Here is an 18,367-nt window from a genome sequence, read left to right on the forward strand (position 1 = left end):
ATCTGCCCTACATCCCCTCATATGATCTGACATCTAAACCCTGTGAAATCCTGCGAATGAGTGAGCATTCGTGAGAAAACCCCCTAAACCCGAGGGACGGTCTGACAGACCGTTAAGCAAGCCCATTCGAACAGTTGCCTACATTTAGCGTTCTGGGAGGCCGTTAAGCAAGCCAATTCGAGCAGCTACCCACTTTTAGCGGTCTGACAGACCGTTAAGCAAGCCCATTCGAACAGTTGCCTACATTTAGCGTTCTGGGAGGCCGTTAAGCAACCCCATTCGAGCAGTTGCCTGCTTTTAACGGTCTGACAGGCCGTTACACAGGCCAATTCGAGCAGCTACCCACTTTTAGCGGTCTGACAGACCGTTACTGGGCGGCTTCGACCGATTTTTTCCTCGATCTTTGCGCGCAGTCCGATCCCGCACAGCAACGGATAGCCGACCCAATAACCCCCAAATACATACCAATATAGATATAACGCACATATTACCCATATAAAAATCGAAAAAAAGACCATTTCCATAAGTCCTTTCACCTAATTTATGGGGTTAATTAAGAAAATGAGTAAATTGTTTTTATTTAAACGCTTGATAAGATATATTGAATATATTATACTATAATAGATTAGTGTAATCGCTTTCATATTGACGATGGCCGAATTCTGCAGGAGGTGGAGGAACAATGATTGTGAAGGAAGCGGCAACCGGGGTCTTGCCGATGAGAAAGAACAAGACATGGTCCAAAGTATGGAGTTTCAGACACATCTACTTATTCATGCTTCCCGCAATCGTCTGGTACCTGGTGTTTTGCTACTACCCGATGTACGGCATTTTGATCGCATTCAAGGATTTCAAATATAACATGGGGATCGTCGGCAGCCCCTGGGCGGGTTTCCGCTATTTCGAGCAGTTTTTGAACGATTCCAGTTTTTATTCGGTGCTCTACAATACGTTGTCGATCAGCGCCCTTAAGCTGCTGTTCGGATTTCCGGCGCCGCTGATTCTCGCTTTGATGCTGAACGCGGTCATGCGCAACAAAATCAAACGGATTTTTCAGACGATCTCCTATCTTCCGCACTTCGTATCCTGGGTAGTCGTCGTGACATTGATGCAGAAAATACTTTCGCCCAACGTGGGGCTGATCAACGATATCCGTGAAAAAATGGGACTGGACCCGATCTTCTTTATGGGCATGACGTCGTTGTTTTACCCGCTGGTCATCATTTCGGATATTTGGAAGGGGATCGGGTGGGGATCGATCATTTATTTGGCCGCCCTGACCAATATCGATCCGCACTTGTACGAAGCGGCGGAAATGGACGGCGCCGGCCGCTGGAGCACGCTGTTCAAAATTACGCTGCCCTGCCTGACGCCGACGATCGGCATCCTGCTGATCTTCTCCCTTAGCGGCATCCTGAACGCGGGCTTCGACCAAATCTGGCTCATGCAGACGCCCGCCACGATCAGCGTCGCGGAAATATTGGACACCTACGTGTTGAAAACGGGGATCCAGCAGGGGCAGTTCGCTTATTCTACGGCAATCGGCTTGTTCAAATCGTTCATCTCGCTGCTGCTGATCGTGGCCGTCAACAAAATATCCAAAAAGGTAAGCGACGTGTCGCTGTGGTAAGCGGACGAACACATCCAATGAACCGAAGGAGGCGCGGGTATGGGCGTAAGAAGAATGTCGGCAGCCGACAAAATCTATTCAGCCTTTAACTATGCGGTGCTGGTCTTGTTTTGCCTGACGGCCGTTTATCCCTTTATTTATTTTCTTGCGCTTTCGTTTAACGACGGCTACGACGCCATGAAGGGCGGCATCTACTTTTTCCCGCGGGTATTTACGTTCGAGAACTACAACAAGGCGTTCAACAATCCGCTGATCCTGAATTCCTTCATGATCTCCGTTTCCCGGACGTTTATCGTCACCGCAGGCTCCGTTCTGCTGACGGCTTTGCTCGCCTACGGGCTTTCGCGCAAAGGACTGCCGGGAAGGAAGTATATCGTCTTCTTCTTTTTCTTCACCACGCTGTTCAGCGGAGGGTTGATTCCGACCTTCATCATGTACCGGCAGCTGAACATCCTGAATACGTATTGGGTGCTCGTCCTGCCGATGCTGTACAACTTTTTTAACGCGATTATCATGAAAACCTTTTTCGACGGAATCCCGGACAGTCTCTCGGAATCGGCCCGGATCGACGGGGCCAGCGAGTTGTCGGTATTCGCGAGAATCATCCTCCCCCTGTCGCTGCCTGTGCTGGCTACGATATCCTTGTTTGTCGGCGTCGGCGTCTGGAACGATTGGTTTACCGGACAGTTTTTCATCCAGAATCAGGACCTCTACCCCGCGGCCACGTTCCTGAACAAAATGATCAGCGAAGCGTCCTTCCAGACCATGACGGGATCGGGCGGCGGCTCCAGCATCCAAAATATGAGCCAGTCCCAGATGGGGCTGCGCGGCGTAACTCCGGAAGCGCTCCGGATGACTTTTGTCATCATTATTACGACTCCGATCATCTGCGTGTATCCGTTCCTTCAGAAATATTTCGTCAAGGGCGTACTGGTAGGTTCGCTGAAGGAATAGCCGGCGGTATAAAAGGCGTGGCCTTTTATATAAAAAAATGAGCACACGAAAGGGGCTTGTCAAATGCGGAAGACAAAGTTGAAAAGTTCGCTTGGCATGACGCTTGTTATCTCACTGCTCTTACTGACTGCGGCGGCATGCAGCGGTGGCGGAGAAAGCGGCAGTTCGGGGACTCCCTCGGAAAGCGCGGCGACCTCGAGCGGCACGGAGCAGCAAGGATCGGAGGCGCCCAAACCGGCTACTCTGACCTATCTGAGCGCCTGGAACGGCGGCGGCGGAGCTTTCCCGCAGGATCAGGAGAACAACATCGTCGCCAAGACGATTCGCGAGAAAACCGGCGTAACGTTAAAGCTGGAATCGATTACAACCAGCGAAGTCGAAAAGCTGAACACGATTTTTGCTTCGGACACGGTGCCGGATCTCGTCAACGCCCCCTTCTGGTCGACGACGACAGGGGAAGGACAGGTCATCAAAAAAGCCGCCATGGAAGGGCAGCTTCTGGATTTGACTCCGTACCTCGATAAATATCCCAACGTCAAGAAATTGATGACGACCGGCGTGTCCAAGGACTTTTACGAATTCGAAATGAACAGCCCCGAGTTCGAGGGCAAGCAATATTTTATTCCGACGGAGACGCCGGACGGTACGCTGGAAAGCATTCATAACTGGAACTACGGTCTCTATGCCCGAGGGGATATTCTGAAGGCGCTAAACGTCAAGCCGGAGGATATCGATACACAGGATAAACTGTTTGATCTGTTGGTTCAGATCAAGAACGGCAACTTCAAGGATATCGGCGGAAAAGCGGTTATTCCTGCCGGCACCATGCACAACGGCTGGGATTACAACCGTTTCCTGATGGGGTGGTCGGATTACAACATTTCGGATTTCCGCGAAGAAGGCGGGAAGCTGACGTATTGGACCCTGGGCGAGGATCAAGAACCGAGACTGATGTTTATGAGAAAGCTGATCTCGAACGGTCTGTTCGACCCCGAAGCCTTCAGCAACACCGATACGACGGCCAACGAGAAGCTCGCTACCGGCAAGATGGCCGTGTTTGGAGCCCAACCCATATCGGATCAACTGGTTAAAACGCTCTATAAGACGAACCCGGAAATGCAGTACGAATTGCTCGGTCCCACGAAAAATAAAAAAGGGGAAATCGCGACGCAGGTAGAGACGCCCGGACGCGGCGGATTCCCGATCATTTTCCTGAGCGCCAAAATCAAAGATCCCGACGCGGCGCTGCGCTACCTCGATTATGTCAACAGCGAGGAAGGCCGTCTGCTCGCTTACTGGGGCATTGAGGGACAGACGTATACGATGGAAAACGGAATGCCTCGGTGGATTCCCGAAGTGAAGCAGAAGTATGACGATAATCCGGATTTGAAGCGCGACGAAGGCCTTAACTTCCTGCCGGGCAGATTTATTGGCGCCTTCTCGGACAATGTAACTTGGCCGCAGCCGGAAGACCAAAAGTCGCAGTCGAAAAAGCTGGAGGAAAGCTTCTCGCAGAGGTTGCCGATCAAAGTCATCGACAAGTCCAGAGCCAACTACCTGGCCAGGGAATGGCCGCAGTACGAGAAATTCCGGGAAACTACTAGCGTTTTGAATTTTGACACCGAGTTCCGAAAAGCCATCTTCGCGAAATCCGATGAGGATGCGCTGAAAATACTGCACGACATCCAGGACAAGTTCAGAGCCGCAGGCGCGCAGGAGATGGCCGATTTCGTAGCCGAAAAAGCTGCGGGGCGCGACGACATCGGTTTCTAATAACATGTAAAGAGGCTGTTCCATAAGACAATCAAGTTGCTGTAAAAGATAATCGATGAACAAGGTGCAAGGGGTATGTACCTCCTTCCGATGCTATACGCTCCTGAAATGAGAATGGTAAACCCGTGACAGGGTGATTTCAGGAGCGTATGAGGCAGTCTCCAGGAGGTACATACCCCTTCTTTGTCTATCGATTATCTCAAGCAACTCTGCTTATAGGACAGCCTCTTCGACATGTTACAGCGAGGAGGGAGGAGTAGCGGACGGCTCGTTCGGCTCGATCTCTTCGGCGGCGGGATCGGCAGCGTCGGTCGGCTCCTCGGCTTTCGCCGGCTCCTCGATTTTCGCCGGTTCCTTCACGATCCGGTCTATGGCGGCCGGAACGATCAGCGTCAGGACGTAAGCGAAGGTCATCCATACCGCATAAGCGTGATGCTGTCCCTCGGTGAACGAGGAGAACACCGAGCTGCGATGCCAGATGACGAACGCGTTCAGCAGCAGTCCGATAACCGCGGCCGCATACCCGAACCGGGAGGCGGAGCCGCGCTCTTTGACGAGCCGCAGTCTGACGATCAAGGCCAAGCCGATCAACAGCAGGAACGACAGCATTTCGAGCAGGAACAACGAAGTTCCGAAATAAGCTTCCCCGACTTCAAGCAGCACCCAGTCCCCGAACAGAAGGAAGAAAAGGGTGGGCACGGCCCATACCGCCAATCCGAGCCCCGCAATGATCAGTCCCTGCCGCATGGTTCATCTATCCTTTCGCAAATGGTCTGTCATTCTGCCCTATATTCGACAAGGCCGGACAAATTCCTTTCGATCTTGCGATTAGCGGAATGGGAATGGAACGGCCGCGTGCGCGGGCCGGTTCAAGGAACCAGGCTGCGAAGCACGGTCATCGAGCCGTCCAGCGTATAACCGCCCAGATTGGCGGGCAGCAGGAAGCAGTCTCCCGCTTGGGCGTCGACCATGCCGCTCTCCCAGCCGATCGTGCCGCTGCCTTCGCAGACGATGACGATGACGAAGCTGTCGGGCGTCGTGGACAGCGACCACGATCCGCTCACGATGCCTTTGTCCGTCTTGAAATAAGGCGATTTCGCCAGCGTCAGCCACTCTCCCGGGACGGCGGAGGACGTATCCATGCGTTCGGCGCCCGCGCCTTCGTAGGCGGTAACGTTCAGCGAGTCTTCGATGTGCAGCTCGCGAGGCTTGCCGTCGAGGCCCGGACGGTTGTAATCGTACAGCCGGTACGTCGTATCCGAGTTCTGCTGAATTTCCGCCACGAGCACGCCCGCGCACAGCGCGTGCACCGTTCCGGCCGGAATATAGAACGTGTCGCCGGCCTTGACGGATACCTCCTGCAAGCAATCCATGATCCGGTCTTCCTCGATCGCCTTCGCCATGGCTGCCCGGTCGACGCCCGGCTTCAGGCCGTAAATGATTTTCGCGTCCGGCTTGGCGTCCAGCACGTACCACATTTCCGTTTTGCCGAGTTCTCCTTGGGGGAGCTTCTCGTACGTATCGTTAGGGTGAACCTGGATCGACAAGTCGTCGTTGCAGTCAAGCAGCTTGATCAGCAGAGGGAAGCGGCCGTTGCCGGAAGCGCCCTTCGATCCGAACCAGGCTTCGCCGACCGCTTCGCGAATTTCGTCCAGCCCTTTGCCGGCGAACGCGCCGTTCGTGACGTGCGATACGCCGTTCGGGTGATCGGCGATCATCCAGCCTTCGCCGATCGCGCCCGCGGGTACCTCGAAGCCGAATTTCTCCAGCGCGCGGCCTCCCCATACTCTTTCCTTGAATTCCGGTTTAAAATGCAGCGGATAAGGTTGTACGCTCATTGTGTTATAGCCTCCTGATAGATGAATGTTATCGTTTGTTCAATGCGACCAGATAAGGCGAAGCCGGCTTTTGCGGAAAACGGTAGACGACCGCCTGCGCGACCGTCTGCGGAAGCCGGGCCGCCCAGCCTTCGACGGCGTCGGCCTCGTCCCTGCCGCCCTCGTGGCCCGGGTAGACGACGGCGGTCAGCGCTCCGCCGCTTCGCAGCAGCCGGATTGCCGCCTCCAGTGCCGCGAGCGTCGTGCCGGGCAGCGTAATCAAGGGAGACGAAGCGCCCGGCAAATACCCGAGGTTGAACATGACGGCGGCCACGCGGCCGTGCAGTTCGGCCGGGAGCGTCTCCTCCATCGTCTCGTGCCCGGCCAGGACAAGCTCCGCCGGAGCCAGCGTCCCGGCGTCCGGGTCGCCCGCCAGTCTGCGTCGCGTGCTCTCCAGCGCCTCCGCCTGCACGTCGAAGGCGAACACGCGGCCCCGCGGTCCGACCGTCCGGGCCAGGAACAGCGTATCCGAGCCGTTGCCGGCCGTCGCGTCCACGACGCAGTCTCCCGGCCCTGCCCGATCCTTTACCCAGCGCTGGGCTTGGCTAAGCACCGAGAGGAAGCCCATCAGCCTCGTCCCCTTTCCTAAGAGGTTCTTCAAAAAATCCGATTTTGATCACGAAGTAGTTCGGGAAGCAGGTTCGACATCGAATCTTGGACTCAGCCGGTTCTTCCGGTGCTCACGTAGCTTCCACTACGCTCCGCTCCTCATACCCGGTCTTCATCCAACCTTCTCGGTGCTGAAAACCGGACTTTTTGAACCTGGATTTGAAGAGGTCCTTCAAAAAATCCGATTTTGATCACGAAGCGGTTCGAGAAGCGGATTCGACATCGAATCTTGGATTCAGCCGGTTCTTCCGGTGCTCACGTAGCTTCCACTACGCTCCGCTCCTCATACCCGGTCTTCATCCAACCTTCTCGGTGCTGAAAACCGGACTTTTTGAACCTGATTTGAAGAGGTCCTTCAAAAAATCCGATTTTGATCACGAAGCGGCTCGGGAAGCGGATTCGACATCGAATCTTGAATTCAGCCGGTTCTTCCGGTGCTCACGTAGCGGCTTTCCAGGCTTTGCCCTGCCAGCTGTTGCGGCGGACGAGCTCGTCGTCGATGGCGTTCAGCACTTCCCACTTGCGCAGGCTCCACATCGGCCCGATCAGCAGGTCCCGCGGAGCGTCGCCCGTCAGCCGGTGCACGATCATGTCCGGGGGGAGCAGCTCCAGCGAGTCGACGACCAGCGATACGTATTCGTCCATATCCAGAAAACGCAGCAGCCCATCCTTCCATTGGCGAACCATCGGCGTCTTGCGCATCAGATGGAGCAGATGGATTTTGATGCCCTGCACGTCCATCCCGGCGACGGTCCGGACGGTGTCCAGCATCATCTCGCGCGTCTCTCCCGGCAGACCGTGGATAATATGCGCGCAGACGCGGATGCCCCGTTCCCGCAGCCGGCGCACGGCGTCGACGAAGCACTCCGTGTCGTGCGCCCGGTTGATGAGCCGCGAGGTCGATTCGTGAATCGTCTGCAGTCCCATCTCGATCCACAAATACGTGCGTTCGTTCAGCTCGGCCAAATAGTCGACGACATCGTCCGGAAGGCAGTCCGGTCGGGTCGCGATGGATAGGCCGACGACGCCTGGCTGCTCGAGAATGACCTCGTAATACTCGCGCAGCGTCTCCACCGGAGCGTACGTATTCGTGTAAGCCTGGAAGTAGCCGATGTATTTCGCTTCGGGCCACTTCAGATGCTGGCGGTCGCGGATTTTGTCGAACTGGGAGACAAGATCGTCGCGTCGGCTGCCCGCGAAATCCCCCGAGCCTCTTGTGCTGCAGAACGTGCAGCCGCCCGCGGCGATGCTGCCGTCCCGGTTCGGGCAAGTAAATCCGGCATCGAGCATCACCTTGAAAATTTTCGTTCCGAACGTCTCGCGCATTTCGTAATTCCACGTATGGAATCTTTTGTCCGTCCAAAGCAGGGGTGTGCGTTGGTCCGTTTCGGTTAAGGTCATCGTTGCATCCGTCCTTTGCAGAAGTCGGTATTATTGTAGCGAATATCGGGCCAAAATGCGAGAGGGGTCGTCGGCGGATGCCGCCATTCATTCCGAATTCCGATGGATCCTGCGCGGTTCCATTCCAAACGAACATCGATAACCGGACGGAAACCGCCGCTTTAAACTTGCAATACCTGACATGGTGTGTTATATTGAAAAAGCGACAAATCAACAAATAAACCTGACATCGCACAAGTTTTTGCAGCTTATTTCATGTCGGTTCCATATCTCGGGCAAGCTAGAAGCAAACCCACTATATCTACTTGGAGAGGTGAAGGCAATGAACGCAAGCGTACGGATTCCTCAAGGGGACGATACGGTCAAAGTCGAGTTGACGGTCAAAGAAATTATGGCGCTCGCAGGAGCCAAGTTTCCGAATAACCACAGCATCGAGATTTCGGCCAGGAAGAAGCTGAACCACGCCATCGAGGATCGTTACCTCGAAGAGAACAAGCAAACGCACTAACCGATCAAGAATACGCAATCAAAGGGCTAATTCCTATAAATTGGGGATTGGCCCTTTTTTGTTGTGCTTGCTTGACAGTTCGCTCCTTCGCATATATAGTTAACTACATGAGTAACTAACCGAATAACATGGTGGTGAGAAAATGTCTTTTCCGATGGACGACAGCCGCCCCATCTTCGTACAAATCGCCGAACGGGTCGAGAACGACATTCTGGAGGGCAGATTGCCGGAGGAGTCCCAGGTGCCCTCGACCAATCAGTTTGCGGCGTTCTATCAGATCAATCCGGCAACGGTCCTCAAGGGGATCAACTTGTTAGTGGATCAAGGAATCTTGTACAAAAAGCGAGGGATCGGCATGTTCGTGGCGACAGGGGTCAGAGAGATCATCATGGGCAAGCGGAAGGAACAATTTTACGAGCAATACGTCGTGTCGATGATCAAGGAAGCGGAAAAGCTCGGCATCACGACCGAGCAATTGACGGATATGATCAAGAGAGGGGCGAAGGAGCAATGACGACAATCGTAGAGATCAACGGGCTGTCGAAGCATTACGGCAACGTGAAGGCGGTGGACAACGTCAGTTTTAAGCTGGAGGAAGGAAAAATCTACGGACTGCTCGGAAGGAACGGCGCCGGCAAGACGACGATCATGCATATGCTGACGGCGCAAATCTTCAAGACGTCCGGCGAGCTCAAGGTATTCGGCGAGGAGCCTATCGAGAACGAAAAGGTGCTGAACCGAATTTGCTTCATTAAAGAGAGCCAGAAGTATCCGGATGCGTTCCGGGTGAAGGACGTGCTGAACGTATGTCCGCTGTTTTTTCCGAACTGGGATCGGGAATTCGCGTTGGCGCTCGTCGAGGACTTCCGTCTGCCGCTCAAGCGCAGAATGAAGAAGCTGTCCAGAGGGATGCTCTCCGCCGTCGGCATTGTCGTCGGATTGGCGAGCAGGGCTCCGCTGACGATTTTCGACGAGCCGTATCTCGGCCTGGATGCCGTCTCGAGAAATCTGTTTTACGACAAACTGCTTGAGGATTACGGGGAATACCCGCGCACGATCGTATTATCCACGCACCTGATCGACGAAGTGAGCCAACTGCTCGAGCACGTTTTGGTCATCGATGCGGGCAAGCTGCTGCTGAACGAAGAAGCGGAGACGCTCAGGGGCAACGCGTCCAACATTGTCGGAGCCGCCGCCCAGATCGAGCCATTCCTCAGCGGTAAAAAAGTCATTCATCGCGCCCCGTTCGGCGGCCTGCTGTCGGCGACGGTGCTGGGCCGGCTGAGCGAGCAGGACAGAAAGCGGGCGGCGGAGCTGGGACTGGAGATCGGACCGGTCTCGCTGCAGCAGATGGTCGTTCACATGACGGGCAGTAATGGCAATTACGAGGAGGTGGCGAAATGAACAGAGTTGCGGGTATCGTTAAGACGCATATGACCGACGCGTTCTCTTGGCTTATGCTTCCCTGGATCATTCTGGGCTCGAGCTTCGTGATCAACGTCATTATCGGAAGCCTGAGCGGCGAAGAGATCAAGACGGGCGGACTGGCGTCCATCTTCATCTATATGCTGGTGATCGGCATCATCAGCGTAGGACAGACGTTTCCGTTCCTGATCAGCTTCGGGGCCCGGAGAACGGATTATTTTCTCGGCACGACGGCGACGGCCGCACTGGTCAGCGTCGTCACGGCGGTTCTTCTGCTCGTGATCGGCTTCATCGAACGAGCGACGGGACATTGGGGCATCGACCTGTATTTCTTTAACGTCCCTTACTTGACCGACGGTCCGCTGCTTACGCAGTTCTGGGTTTTCTTCATCATTATGATGAATCTGTTTTTCTTCGGTTTCGTGATCGCCGCCATCTATCGCAGACTGGGCCGCAACGGAATGTTCGGGGTCTTCCTCGGAGTGGGACTCGTATTTACCGTCGCCTTCTACCTGATCAGCTATTACGACAATTGGGAGCCGATCTGGAACTGGATATGGGGCATATCGGTGCTTGAGCTGGCGAATCGTCTGCTCGTCCTGACTTTGCTCTACGCCGGCCTGTCCTATCTGCTGCTTCGCAGGGCGACGGCGTAAAGACGACGGGGCTGTCTTCAAAGCAATAGGCGAACAAGATTATCGATGACAAGAAAAAGAGCATCTATCTCCTGGAGCCTGCCTCATACGTTCCTGAAATTCCCCCCTTACGGGTTTACCAGTTCAAATTTCAGGATCGTATAGCAGCGGAAGGAGATAGATGCCTTTCAACATGTCCATCGATTATCTTCCAGTACGCCTTTGCTTATTTCCAAGACAGCCCCGTCGTCTTAGCGGTGAGCCGTGTGGAAGGCCAACGAACAGTCCGGATCGAGCGAACGGATGCAGCGGACGACGGACGCCTGCTCCATGCGGCTTACCGTGCACAGCATCAATGTTCCGCCGGCGGCTTTCTCGCTGTCCAGAAGAATGACCTCTTTTCCGTAGTTGCTGCGCAGCGCCTCGCGAATCTCGTCGCCGAACTCGCTCGTAATCCAGATCATCCGCGTCAACGAAAATCCGCTGAGCGCAAAATCGGAGCAGCGATAGGCCAGCAGGAAGGCGATAACCGAGTACATCGCCTCGTTCCAGCCGAAGACGAAGCCGCCGGCGAGCAGCACCGATCCGTTAAAGATCCAGTAGCCCCTGCCGATTCGGCCGGGGGCTTTCGCGTCCGACGTCATCGCCAAGCCATCTGCGGCGTCGAGGAAGCCGCCGTAACGCAGGACGATGCCGATTCCGAAGCCCAGGGCGACGCCGCCCGCCGCGGTCGAAGCCAGCGTGTGGTCGAGCGCCGCGGGAGCGGGATGCAGGAAGAAGGCGCTGAGCGACAAAATGGCCAATCCGCTAAAGGTCATCAGACGGGTCTGAACGTCCATCCTGCGGTAACGAAACAAAATAAACGGCAGATTAAGCAGGAACAGAAACAGTCCCAGACGCATTTCCGACAGGTAAGAGAAGATGGCGGAAGCGCCGGTCACCCCGCCGACGATCATGTTATGTGGGACGAGGAACAGCTCCAAGCCGGCCGCGCACAGGAGCGATCCGAACGTTACCCAGGCAAGCCGGCTTAAGATGCGCATGTTGGTCATGTCGGCATTCACCCTTTTCACCCTTGCGGGAATATTTGGTTTTATGGCGAAACGGCATTCCAAATAAGCTTCCCCAAGCTTGTCGGAGACGCAGGGGAACGTGCTAGATTCGTCCTAGTGAAGTCGTGAGTTTGAGCGGCATGAGCAGGAGCTTGCGCAATTCGGGCAGGTAAAGCGGAAGAGAGACGCATCTGCGCGCCGGGAAGGAGTATGAGGGATAAGCCGTAAAAATAAAACGGAAAATCAAAATCAGCAGAACGGCAAACGCCGCCTTGCCGATCTTGGATACGTTCGCGCGCTTGGTCGCTTTGACGCTGTTGGGCACGTCGTGGGCCAGAGAAGAACTCTCGGAGGTCAGAAAGTTGTCGCCGATCGAGACGGTCGGCATACAGAGCAGCACGAAAGCGGCCAGCAGGAAGAGGACGAACGATTTGCTGCGAAACGGCTGTAGCGTCGCGGTCGTCATTCCCGTGCCCCCTTTTATTTTCCGATAATCTTATGATACCATACGGAAGGCAAAATCCTCAATTCAATCGGGGCAAGGAGCGAGCGCGTGGAAGAGAAGTTGTATCGCAGGCCGTACCTGTGGACCCTGTTGGCCGTTCTATTATTTATCGCCGTCAGCTGGCTGGTCATGAAGGACAAGCTGGCGAGCTTCGACTCCGCCATTATCGGGGTCGTCCAGGGCTGGGAGTCGCCGGGGGCGACGCGAACCGCCGAGCTGTTCAGCCTGATCGGATCGACGGAAGGCGTTATCGTAATCGTCGTCGCAACCGCAATATTCCTGGCGTTCTCGCTCGGACATCGCAAGGAGCTGCTGCTGCTCGTGTTTTGCATCGGAGGGGCTCCTCTGCTGAATACGGCGCTCAAAATGATTTTTCGAAGAGAGAGGCCCGATCTGCACCGTTTGGCGGAAGAGCTGGGGTACAGCTTTCCGAGCGGACATTCGATGGCGGCGTTTGCGCTTTACGGAGTTTTGGCTTATTTGCTGTGGAGGCATGTTCCGGGAACGAAGGGGAGGTTTGCGCTGGTGTCGCTGGCCGCGCTGCTGGCGTTCTTCATTGGGCTGAGCCGGATTTACCTCGGCGTTCATTATCCGAGCGACGTGCTGGCCGGCTATTTGGCGAGTACGGTCTGGCTGGGGCTGGGCATAGGGCTGTTTGGCGCCTGGCTTCGCAAGCGGGACTAAAGAATTCAGCCCGACTGAAGGGGTTGTCCCGTAAGTCAGGTCGTACAAGATGATCGATGGGAAAAGAGAGAAGCATCTATCTCCTGGAGACTGCCTCATACGGTCCTGAAATCACCGATTAACGGGTTTACCTTTTCAGATTTCAGGATCGTATAGCATCGGAAGGAGATAGATGCGACTTGCACCCTTCCATCGATCATCTTTCGGTACGGATTTTTACTTACGGGAACAGCCCCTTCCAGGCTTATTCGACGACGATAAAGCCGGTCATCGCATCGTGGCCTTGTCCGCATTGGATCGAGCAGTGGAATTCGTAGCTGCCCGGCTGGTCGAGCTTGATTTCCTTCGTTTCGTTGTTCTTGAGCGAAACGTTCAGGTCGCTGACTTCGATGCCGTGAGCGCCTTGCGTATTTTCCAGCGTAAGCTTGAGCGTATCGCCCGCCTTGACGCGAATTTCCGCCGGCTCGAACTTCCAGTTGCTGGCCTTGATCGTGACCTCGTTGGCGGCTCCCGCTCCGCCTTCCGCGGGCGTCGTCGGACTGGGGGAGGGAGACGCTCCGTTGTTGGCGTTGTTTCCTCCGCACGCTCCGAGCGCAAACAGAGCCGCAAGCGCGCCTATCGCGATGATTCGTCGGGTCGTGTTCATTTGTAAGTATGGCCTCCTTAATGAATCCTTTTTCGTTAATATACCCCGGTTGCTCCCTTTACAACCGCCTGCAGTTTGGTCACAATAGAAGGCATTGAACGCTAAGCGGCTTATGGGGCCGCAGGAGGATAACGGACAGATGAGACTTCGCGGCAGGAAAAGCATGAGAGAAGATTTGGAGCGCCAGACCGATTTGATCGTATTCGAGCCTCGCAAGCTTAAGGGGCGGTGGAACGAGTTTTTCGGCAACGATCGGCCGATCCACATCGAATGCGGCATGGGCAAAGGCCAATTTATCAGCCGGTGGAGCGTGAACAATCCGGCTGTTAACTATATCGGCATGGACATGTACGACGAGCTGCTCAGCCGTGCGAGCGAGAAGGCGAGAGCGTTCTGGCGGGACGAAAGAAATTCCGATACGGTGCCGAATTTGGCGCTGGTCAGAGGAAACGTCGAATTTCTGGAGGAGATGTTCGAGGAGGGCGAGCTGGAGCGCATTTATTTGAACTTCAGCGATCCGTGGCCGAAGTCGAAGCACGGCAAACGCCGGCTGACGCATCCGCGTTTCCTGATGAAGTACAAGCGCGCGCTGAACGAGATCGGGGAAATCCACTTCAAGACGGATTCCCTAAGCCTGTTCGAATTTTCCTTGAACAGCTTTTCCGACGTCGAGCTGCAGATGCGCAGCATCTCGCTGGACCTGCACCGCGGCGGCGTTCGCGAAGATCTGGTGCTGACGGAGTACGAGGCCAAATTTATCGGGCAAGGAAAGCCGATTTACCGTCTGGAGGCGGTCGTCGGCGACAAGGTTCGCGAGGAGCACCGCCGCCGCGTCGCGGAGGAACTGGAGAAGCAGCTCAGCCGCGGCGCGACCCGCGACTTCGAAGCGGAAGACGATAACGAATAGGCCTGGAGTCGCAAAAGGGACCGCCCTGCAAGTCAAGGCAACATAAGATATCATCGAGAAAAAAAGAGGGGTATGTATCTTCTGGAGAGCGGAGCGCCTGCCTCATACGGTCATGAAATTACCCTGTCACGGGTTAATCCATTCCTGATTTCATGACCGCGCTTCGGGGTCCCCGGAAAGTAATCGGAATAAGCTACGAAGCTTCCCGTCACTTTCTGGGGTACATTGTAGCGTAAGAAGATACATACCCCGGTACCTATTTATCGATGATTCTATGATTGCTCTCTGACGACTTGCAGGGCGGTTCCTTTTTATATCCAGATGGACAGAAGAAATGCGGTCGAGACGCCGAGGAGGGCGCCCACGGCCGTGTCGCTCGGAAAATGCAGGCCGAAATAGACGCGCGACAGCGCCACGCCGATGCCGATCGGCAGCAGCGTCGGGATGAGCACCGGCGCGGCCATCATCCACGGCGTCAGCATGGCGAACGCCGCCGTCGTGTGCCCCGAAGGGAAGGAAGGGTCCTTCAGCGGGCGGCGGTTCGTATTGGCCTGCGGAAAAACCTGGTAGGGGCGCAGGCGCGGAGCGCTCCGCTTGGCGATGGCGACAGGAATATGGCTGAGCACGACGGAGGCGAGCGCCAGCTTCCCGGCTCCGCTCCAGGGCTCGGGAGCCAGCAGGGCGGCCAGCAGAGACAGGCTCAGGCTGAACGTCGCTCCCGCAATCAGGGAAAGCGCGTGAAACAGCCAGCTCAAGAAAGAACGGTTCCAACGAATATTGACGTATAAAAACAAAGGACGTTCGACTTCCTGGAGCATGCGGTAGATCCGGCTCATGGGCTCCATCTCCTTCGGTACGGGAATGTCTTATCCGTTCTCAGCATACAATGCGATTGTCACGGCAGTATTAAGTCGTTTTTCGTTTTACAAACGGGCGCGATGGGTAAACTTTCAATGGAGAGATCCGGCTATCGATCGAAAAATGTCTGGTTTTGGCAGCAACATTCCGGCTCTCCCAGACGTTAACTTTTTTAAACCCGGGCTTAGGTCTGAGGATAGAAAAAGCGAGAAAATCGGAGGAAACGATGCTGGGAAAGAGCAAATGCTCCTGCGCGGGCGGCTTGTCCGACGCCATTCCCGCATCCCGGGATACGGCCGCTCAAACGGCGATCCTCCCGTTTTGACAAAAGGCAGCCAAGGCAACAAAATCAAGATTACCTCTCCGGAGGAAACGCAGGAAGGAAGGGAGGGCTAGCACCAGAATAGCATTGACTGCAGCGCTTGCACAACCACAGAGAAAATAAAGAGAAAAGAAAAAAGGGATCTAGGGGGTACAACCGAATATGTTCAACGACGTTCTTTTGGTCATTCAAGCGCTTGCCGCGGCCATTGGCGTGTATCAGATCATTCTGTCCTTCTTCGGCTGGTACCGGAGAAAAGAGCGGATTACGCACAAGCCGACGAAATCGTTCGCGCTGATCGTCGCCGCTCACAACGAAGAAGCCGTCGTCGGGGCGTTGATCGAGAACCTGCTGAAGATGGACTATCCGCGCGAGCTGTTCGATATTTTCGTCATCTGCGATAACTGCACGGACGCCACGGCGGACATCGTTCGCGGCTACGAAGGGGTGTACGCCTGCGAGAGAACGAATCCGAACGAGCGGGGCAAAGGCTTCGCCATCGAATGGATGCTTAAGGAATTGTGGAAAAATCCCCGCCAGTACGATGCGATCGTCATGTTCGACGCCGACAACCTGGTGGCGACGGACTTCCTGCAATATATGAACGAGGATCTGTGCAACGGATATCGCGTCGTCCAGGGCTACCTGGATACGAAAAATCCGCACGATTCGTGGATCAGCGCCGCCAACGGCATTACCTACTGGTTCTGCAACCGGCTGTGGCAGCTGCCGCGCTACAACCTGAAGCTGTCCAACTTCCTCGGCGGCACGGGGATGTGCTTCGAGACGAAGCTGCTGAAGGAGATGGGCTGGGGAGCGACGAGCCTTGTCGAAGACCTAGAGTTTACCGTCCGCTGCATTCAGAGAGGCATCTATCCGAAATTCAACTACGACGCACGGGTGTACGACGAGAAGCCGATTACGTTCCGGGCGTCCGCCCGCCAGCGACTGCGCTGGATGCAGGGACACTTCGACGTATCGCGCCGCTACATGCTTCCGCTGCTGTGGCAGGGGATTCGCACGGGCAGTATCGTCAAGGTCGACGCCGCGCTCTATATTTTCAACGCGTTTATTTATTTGATCGGCTTCCTCGTGACGCTGGCGCTCTGGTTCGACATGATGCTCCCGGGCGACCCGCACCTGACTTCCATCTATGCGAAGATGCCGCTCGGACTGTCGCTGACGATCGTGCTGTACGGTTACCTGCAATGTCCGATCGCGATGCTGATGGAGAAGGTCAACTGGAGAATGTACTTGAAGCTGCTGCTGTTCCCGGTGTTCTTCCTGTCCTGGTGGCCGATCGCGTTCTACGCGTTCTTCACGCAGAACAACAAGACGTGGAGCCATACGCAGCATACGCGGGTGATTCGTCTGGAAGAGGTGCAGGGCAAGCAGATGTAATTGCAGGTCCGGCCGCTGCGCGAAAACAAAGCTGCGAAAACGAAGCGGCAGGTTGACATACCGCGGCCGGCGTGGTAAAGTGGTCGATGTGACTGTTTATGAAAATTATTCAGCACGCGCAAGCAGAAGCGCCCGCTTCTCACCCGATCGGCTATCGCTGACGGGTCAGCGTAGCCGACGAACGGCAAGTGCGACGGGAATTTCGGTTTCCGGGCACGGACGTTAACGTGAGGACTGGAATGCGGGCCGAATGCGGCTCGCATTTTTTTGTTTGTGCATACCTTAAGTTCGGCAGACTATTTCGGAGGTGGAACGTTATTAGCAAGGATCATCAAATCAACGAGGAAATCCGGGCGAAGGAAGTCAGGCTGGTCGGCCCCGAGGGCGAACAGATCGGAATCAAACCTTTTCGTGAAGCGATGCAGATGGCGATTGACGCGAATCTTGACCTGGTCAACATAGCGCCGCAGGCGAAGCCGCCGGTGTGCCGCATTATGGACTATGGCAAGTTCCGTTACGAGCAGCAGAAGAAGGAAAAGGAAGCTCGGAAGAATCAGAAAATCGTCGATCTCAAAGAAGTTTGGTTTCGTGCGAACATCGAGGAACACGATTACCAGACGAAGTTTCGCAACGTTGTGAAATTTTTGAACGACGGCGACAAGGTGAAATGCTCCGTGCGGTTCCGCGGTCGCGAAATTACGCATGCCAGACTCGGCCAGAAGATTCTGGAGCGAGTGGCCGGCGAAGTCGCCGATATTTGCATCGTAGAGCGGTTGCCCAAGCTGGAGGGCCGCAGCATGATTATGATTCTGGCGCCGAAACCCCACTGACAGGAGGATACTATCCATGCCTAAGATGAAAACGCACAGCAGCTTGAAAGACCGTTTCAAAGTAACCGGAACGGGCAAAGTCAAACGCTTCAAAGCCTACAAAAACCACTTGCTGTCCCACAAGTCCGGACGCCAGAAGCGCGTTCTGGGCACGCAGCCGCTGGTTGCCCAAGGCGATGTGCGCCGCATGCAGCAGCAAATCGCCAATTTGAAATAATAATCAAGTTCAAAGGTTCGGTCTTCAGCCCGGCTGAATGCAGGATTCGACGTCGAATCCGCTTCGGGGGATATCGCTTCGCGATCGAAATCGGACGTTTGAACCTCATATCGAATACTTTCGGGAGGTAATG

Annotated in this window: 21 protein-coding genes; 13 read left to right on the top strand and 8 right to left on the bottom strand. The window is 55.2% G+C overall.

The genetic code is table 11. The features are described from left to right. The first annotated feature begins 682 nt into the window (after nt 1-682). The 3 genes from ACFFT4_RS28225 (at nt 683) to ACFFT4_RS28235 (ending at nt 4,357) form a co-directional block, all read left to right on the top strand. Nucleotides 683-1,630, top strand: a complete 948-nt coding sequence (locus tag ACFFT4_RS28225; RefSeq protein WP_378052426.1) for an ABC transporter permease — start codon at nt 683-685, stop codon at nt 1,628-1,630. A gap of 39 nt (nt 1,631-1,669) precedes the next feature. Then, nucleotides 1,670-2,584, top strand: coding sequence for a carbohydrate ABC transporter permease (locus ACFFT4_RS28230; protein WP_378052427.1), 915 nt, complete (start codon nt 1,670-1,672; stop codon nt 2,582-2,584). Nucleotides 2,585-2,647: 63 nt separating this feature from the next. Further along, nucleotides 2,648-4,357 carry an extracellular solute-binding protein gene (locus ACFFT4_RS28235; protein ID WP_378052428.1) on the top strand — a complete coding sequence of 570 codons (1,710 nt, stop codon included), beginning with the start codon at nt 2,648-2,650 and terminating at the stop codon, nt 4,355-4,357. A 237-nt stretch (nt 4,358-4,594) separates the two neighbouring features. Here the strand turns inward: ACFFT4_RS28235 and ACFFT4_RS28240 are convergent, their stop codons facing one another. The 4 genes from ACFFT4_RS28240 to mnmL all read right to left on the bottom strand — a co-directional run bounded on the left by ACFFT4_RS28240 (nt 4,595) and on the right by mnmL (nt 8,244). After that, nucleotides 4,595-5,104, bottom strand: coding sequence for a hypothetical protein (locus tag ACFFT4_RS28240; protein WP_378052429.1), 510 nt, complete (start codon nt 5,102-5,104; stop codon nt 4,595-4,597). A 122-nt stretch (nt 5,105-5,226) separates the two neighbouring features. Beyond that, entirely contained in the window at nt 5,227-6,195 is a 969-nt protein-coding gene (locus ACFFT4_RS28245; RefSeq protein ID WP_378052430.1) for a type I phosphomannose isomerase catalytic subunit, read from the bottom strand. A gap of 28 nt (nt 6,196-6,223) precedes the next feature. After that, nucleotides 6,224-6,802, bottom strand: coding sequence for a tRNA 5-(aminomethyl)-2-thiouridylate-methyltransferase MnmM (gene mnmM, locus ACFFT4_RS28250; RefSeq protein ID WP_378052431.1), 579 nt, complete (start codon nt 6,800-6,802; stop codon nt 6,224-6,226). Between the two features lie 479 nt (nt 6,803-7,281). Continuing rightward, a complete protein-coding gene (mnmL, locus tag ACFFT4_RS28255) occupies nt 7,282-8,244 on the bottom strand; it encodes a tRNA modification radical SAM protein MnmL/YtqA (RefSeq protein WP_378052432.1) in 963 nt (320 codons plus the stop codon). A gap of 322 nt (nt 8,245-8,566) precedes the next feature. On the opposite strand from mnmL, the gene ACFFT4_RS28260 reads away from it, so the two are divergent. From ACFFT4_RS28260 to ACFFT4_RS28275, 4 genes are all read left to right on the top strand, one after another. Continuing rightward, nucleotides 8,567-8,752 (top strand): hypothetical protein, encoded by a 186-nt coding sequence (locus ACFFT4_RS28260; RefSeq protein ID WP_378052433.1) that lies wholly within the window; start codon nt 8,567-8,569, stop codon nt 8,750-8,752. Between the two features lie 142 nt (nt 8,753-8,894). Continuing rightward, nucleotides 8,895-9,266, top strand: coding sequence for a GntR family transcriptional regulator (locus ACFFT4_RS28265; protein WP_378052435.1), 372 nt, complete (start codon nt 8,895-8,897; stop codon nt 9,264-9,266). Next, a complete protein-coding gene (locus tag ACFFT4_RS28270) occupies nt 9,263-10,156 on the top strand; it encodes an ABC transporter ATP-binding protein (protein ID WP_378052436.1) in 894 nt (297 codons plus the stop codon). The genes ACFFT4_RS28265 and ACFFT4_RS28270 overlap by 4 nt, the downstream gene beginning before the upstream one ends. After that, a complete protein-coding gene (locus tag ACFFT4_RS28275; protein WP_378052437.1) occupies nt 10,153-10,833 on the top strand; it encodes a hypothetical protein in 681 nt (226 codons plus the stop codon). The genes ACFFT4_RS28270 and ACFFT4_RS28275 overlap by 4 nt, the downstream gene beginning before the upstream one ends. 230 nt (nt 10,834-11,063) lie before the next feature. Here ACFFT4_RS28275 and ACFFT4_RS28280 read toward each other — a convergent pair whose 3' ends face one another. Both ACFFT4_RS28280 and ACFFT4_RS28285 read right to left on the bottom strand, forming a co-directional pair. Continuing rightward, nucleotides 11,064-11,864, bottom strand: coding sequence for a YitT family protein (locus ACFFT4_RS28280; RefSeq protein WP_378052438.1), 801 nt, complete (start codon nt 11,862-11,864; stop codon nt 11,064-11,066). A 103-nt stretch (nt 11,865-11,967) separates the two neighbouring features. Further along, nucleotides 11,968-12,330 carry a hypothetical protein gene (locus tag ACFFT4_RS28285; protein WP_378052440.1) on the bottom strand — a complete coding sequence of 121 codons (363 nt, stop codon included), beginning with the start codon at nt 12,328-12,330 and terminating at the stop codon, nt 11,968-11,970. Nucleotides 12,331-12,417: 87 nt separating this feature from the next. On the opposite strand from ACFFT4_RS28285, the gene ACFFT4_RS28290 reads away from it, so the two are divergent. After that, a complete protein-coding gene (locus tag ACFFT4_RS28290) occupies nt 12,418-13,053 on the top strand; it encodes a phosphatase PAP2 family protein (RefSeq protein ID WP_378052442.1) in 636 nt (211 codons plus the stop codon). Between the two features lie 244 nt (nt 13,054-13,297). On the opposite strand, the gene ACFFT4_RS28295 is transcribed toward ACFFT4_RS28290, so the two are convergent. Then, nucleotides 13,298-13,699, bottom strand: a complete 402-nt coding sequence (locus ACFFT4_RS28295) for a cupredoxin domain-containing protein (protein WP_378052443.1) — start codon at nt 13,697-13,699, stop codon at nt 13,298-13,300. A 139-nt stretch (nt 13,700-13,838) separates the two neighbouring features. Between ACFFT4_RS28295 and trmB the strand changes: the two genes are divergently transcribed. Further along, the gene (trmB, locus tag ACFFT4_RS28300; RefSeq protein ID WP_378052444.1) at nt 13,839-14,606 is read left to right on the top strand and encodes a tRNA (guanosine(46)-N7)-methyltransferase TrmB; all 768 of its coding nucleotides are present in this window, start codon (nt 13,839-13,841) and stop codon (nt 14,604-14,606) included. A 311-nt stretch (nt 14,607-14,917) separates the two neighbouring features. Here the strand turns inward: trmB and ACFFT4_RS28305 are convergent, their stop codons facing one another. Continuing rightward, a complete protein-coding gene (locus tag ACFFT4_RS28305; protein WP_378052446.1) occupies nt 14,918-15,442 on the bottom strand; it encodes a phosphatase PAP2 family protein in 525 nt (174 codons plus the stop codon). On the opposite strand from ACFFT4_RS28305, the gene ACFFT4_RS28310 reads away from it, so the two are divergent. From ACFFT4_RS28310 to rpmI, 4 genes are all read left to right on the top strand, one after another. Further along, complete coding sequence (locus ACFFT4_RS28310; RefSeq protein ID WP_378052447.1) at nt 15,441-15,860, top strand: hypothetical protein; 420 nt, start codon at nt 15,441-15,443, stop codon at nt 15,858-15,860. The genes ACFFT4_RS28305 and ACFFT4_RS28310 overlap by 2 nt on opposite strands. Before the next feature lie 88 nt (nt 15,861-15,948). Further along, complete coding sequence (locus tag ACFFT4_RS28315; RefSeq protein ID WP_378052449.1) at nt 15,949-17,187, top strand: glycosyltransferase family 2 protein; 1,239 nt, start codon at nt 15,949-15,951, stop codon at nt 17,185-17,187. A 239-nt stretch (nt 17,188-17,426) separates the two neighbouring features. Beyond that, nucleotides 17,427-18,017, top strand: coding sequence for a translation initiation factor IF-3 (gene infC, locus ACFFT4_RS28320; RefSeq protein WP_378052451.1), 591 nt, complete (start codon nt 17,427-17,429; stop codon nt 18,015-18,017). Between the two features lie 16 nt (nt 18,018-18,033). Continuing rightward, a complete protein-coding gene (gene rpmI, locus ACFFT4_RS28325; RefSeq protein ID WP_094045461.1) occupies nt 18,034-18,234 on the top strand; it encodes a 50S ribosomal protein L35 in 201 nt (66 codons plus the stop codon). Nucleotides 18,235-18,367: the final 133 nt, after the last annotated feature.

The sequence above is a fragment of the Cohnella cellulosilytica genome, from assembly GCF_042431195.1.
Lineage (GTDB): Bacteria > Bacillota > Bacilli > Paenibacillales > Paenibacillaceae > Cohnella > Cohnella cellulosilytica.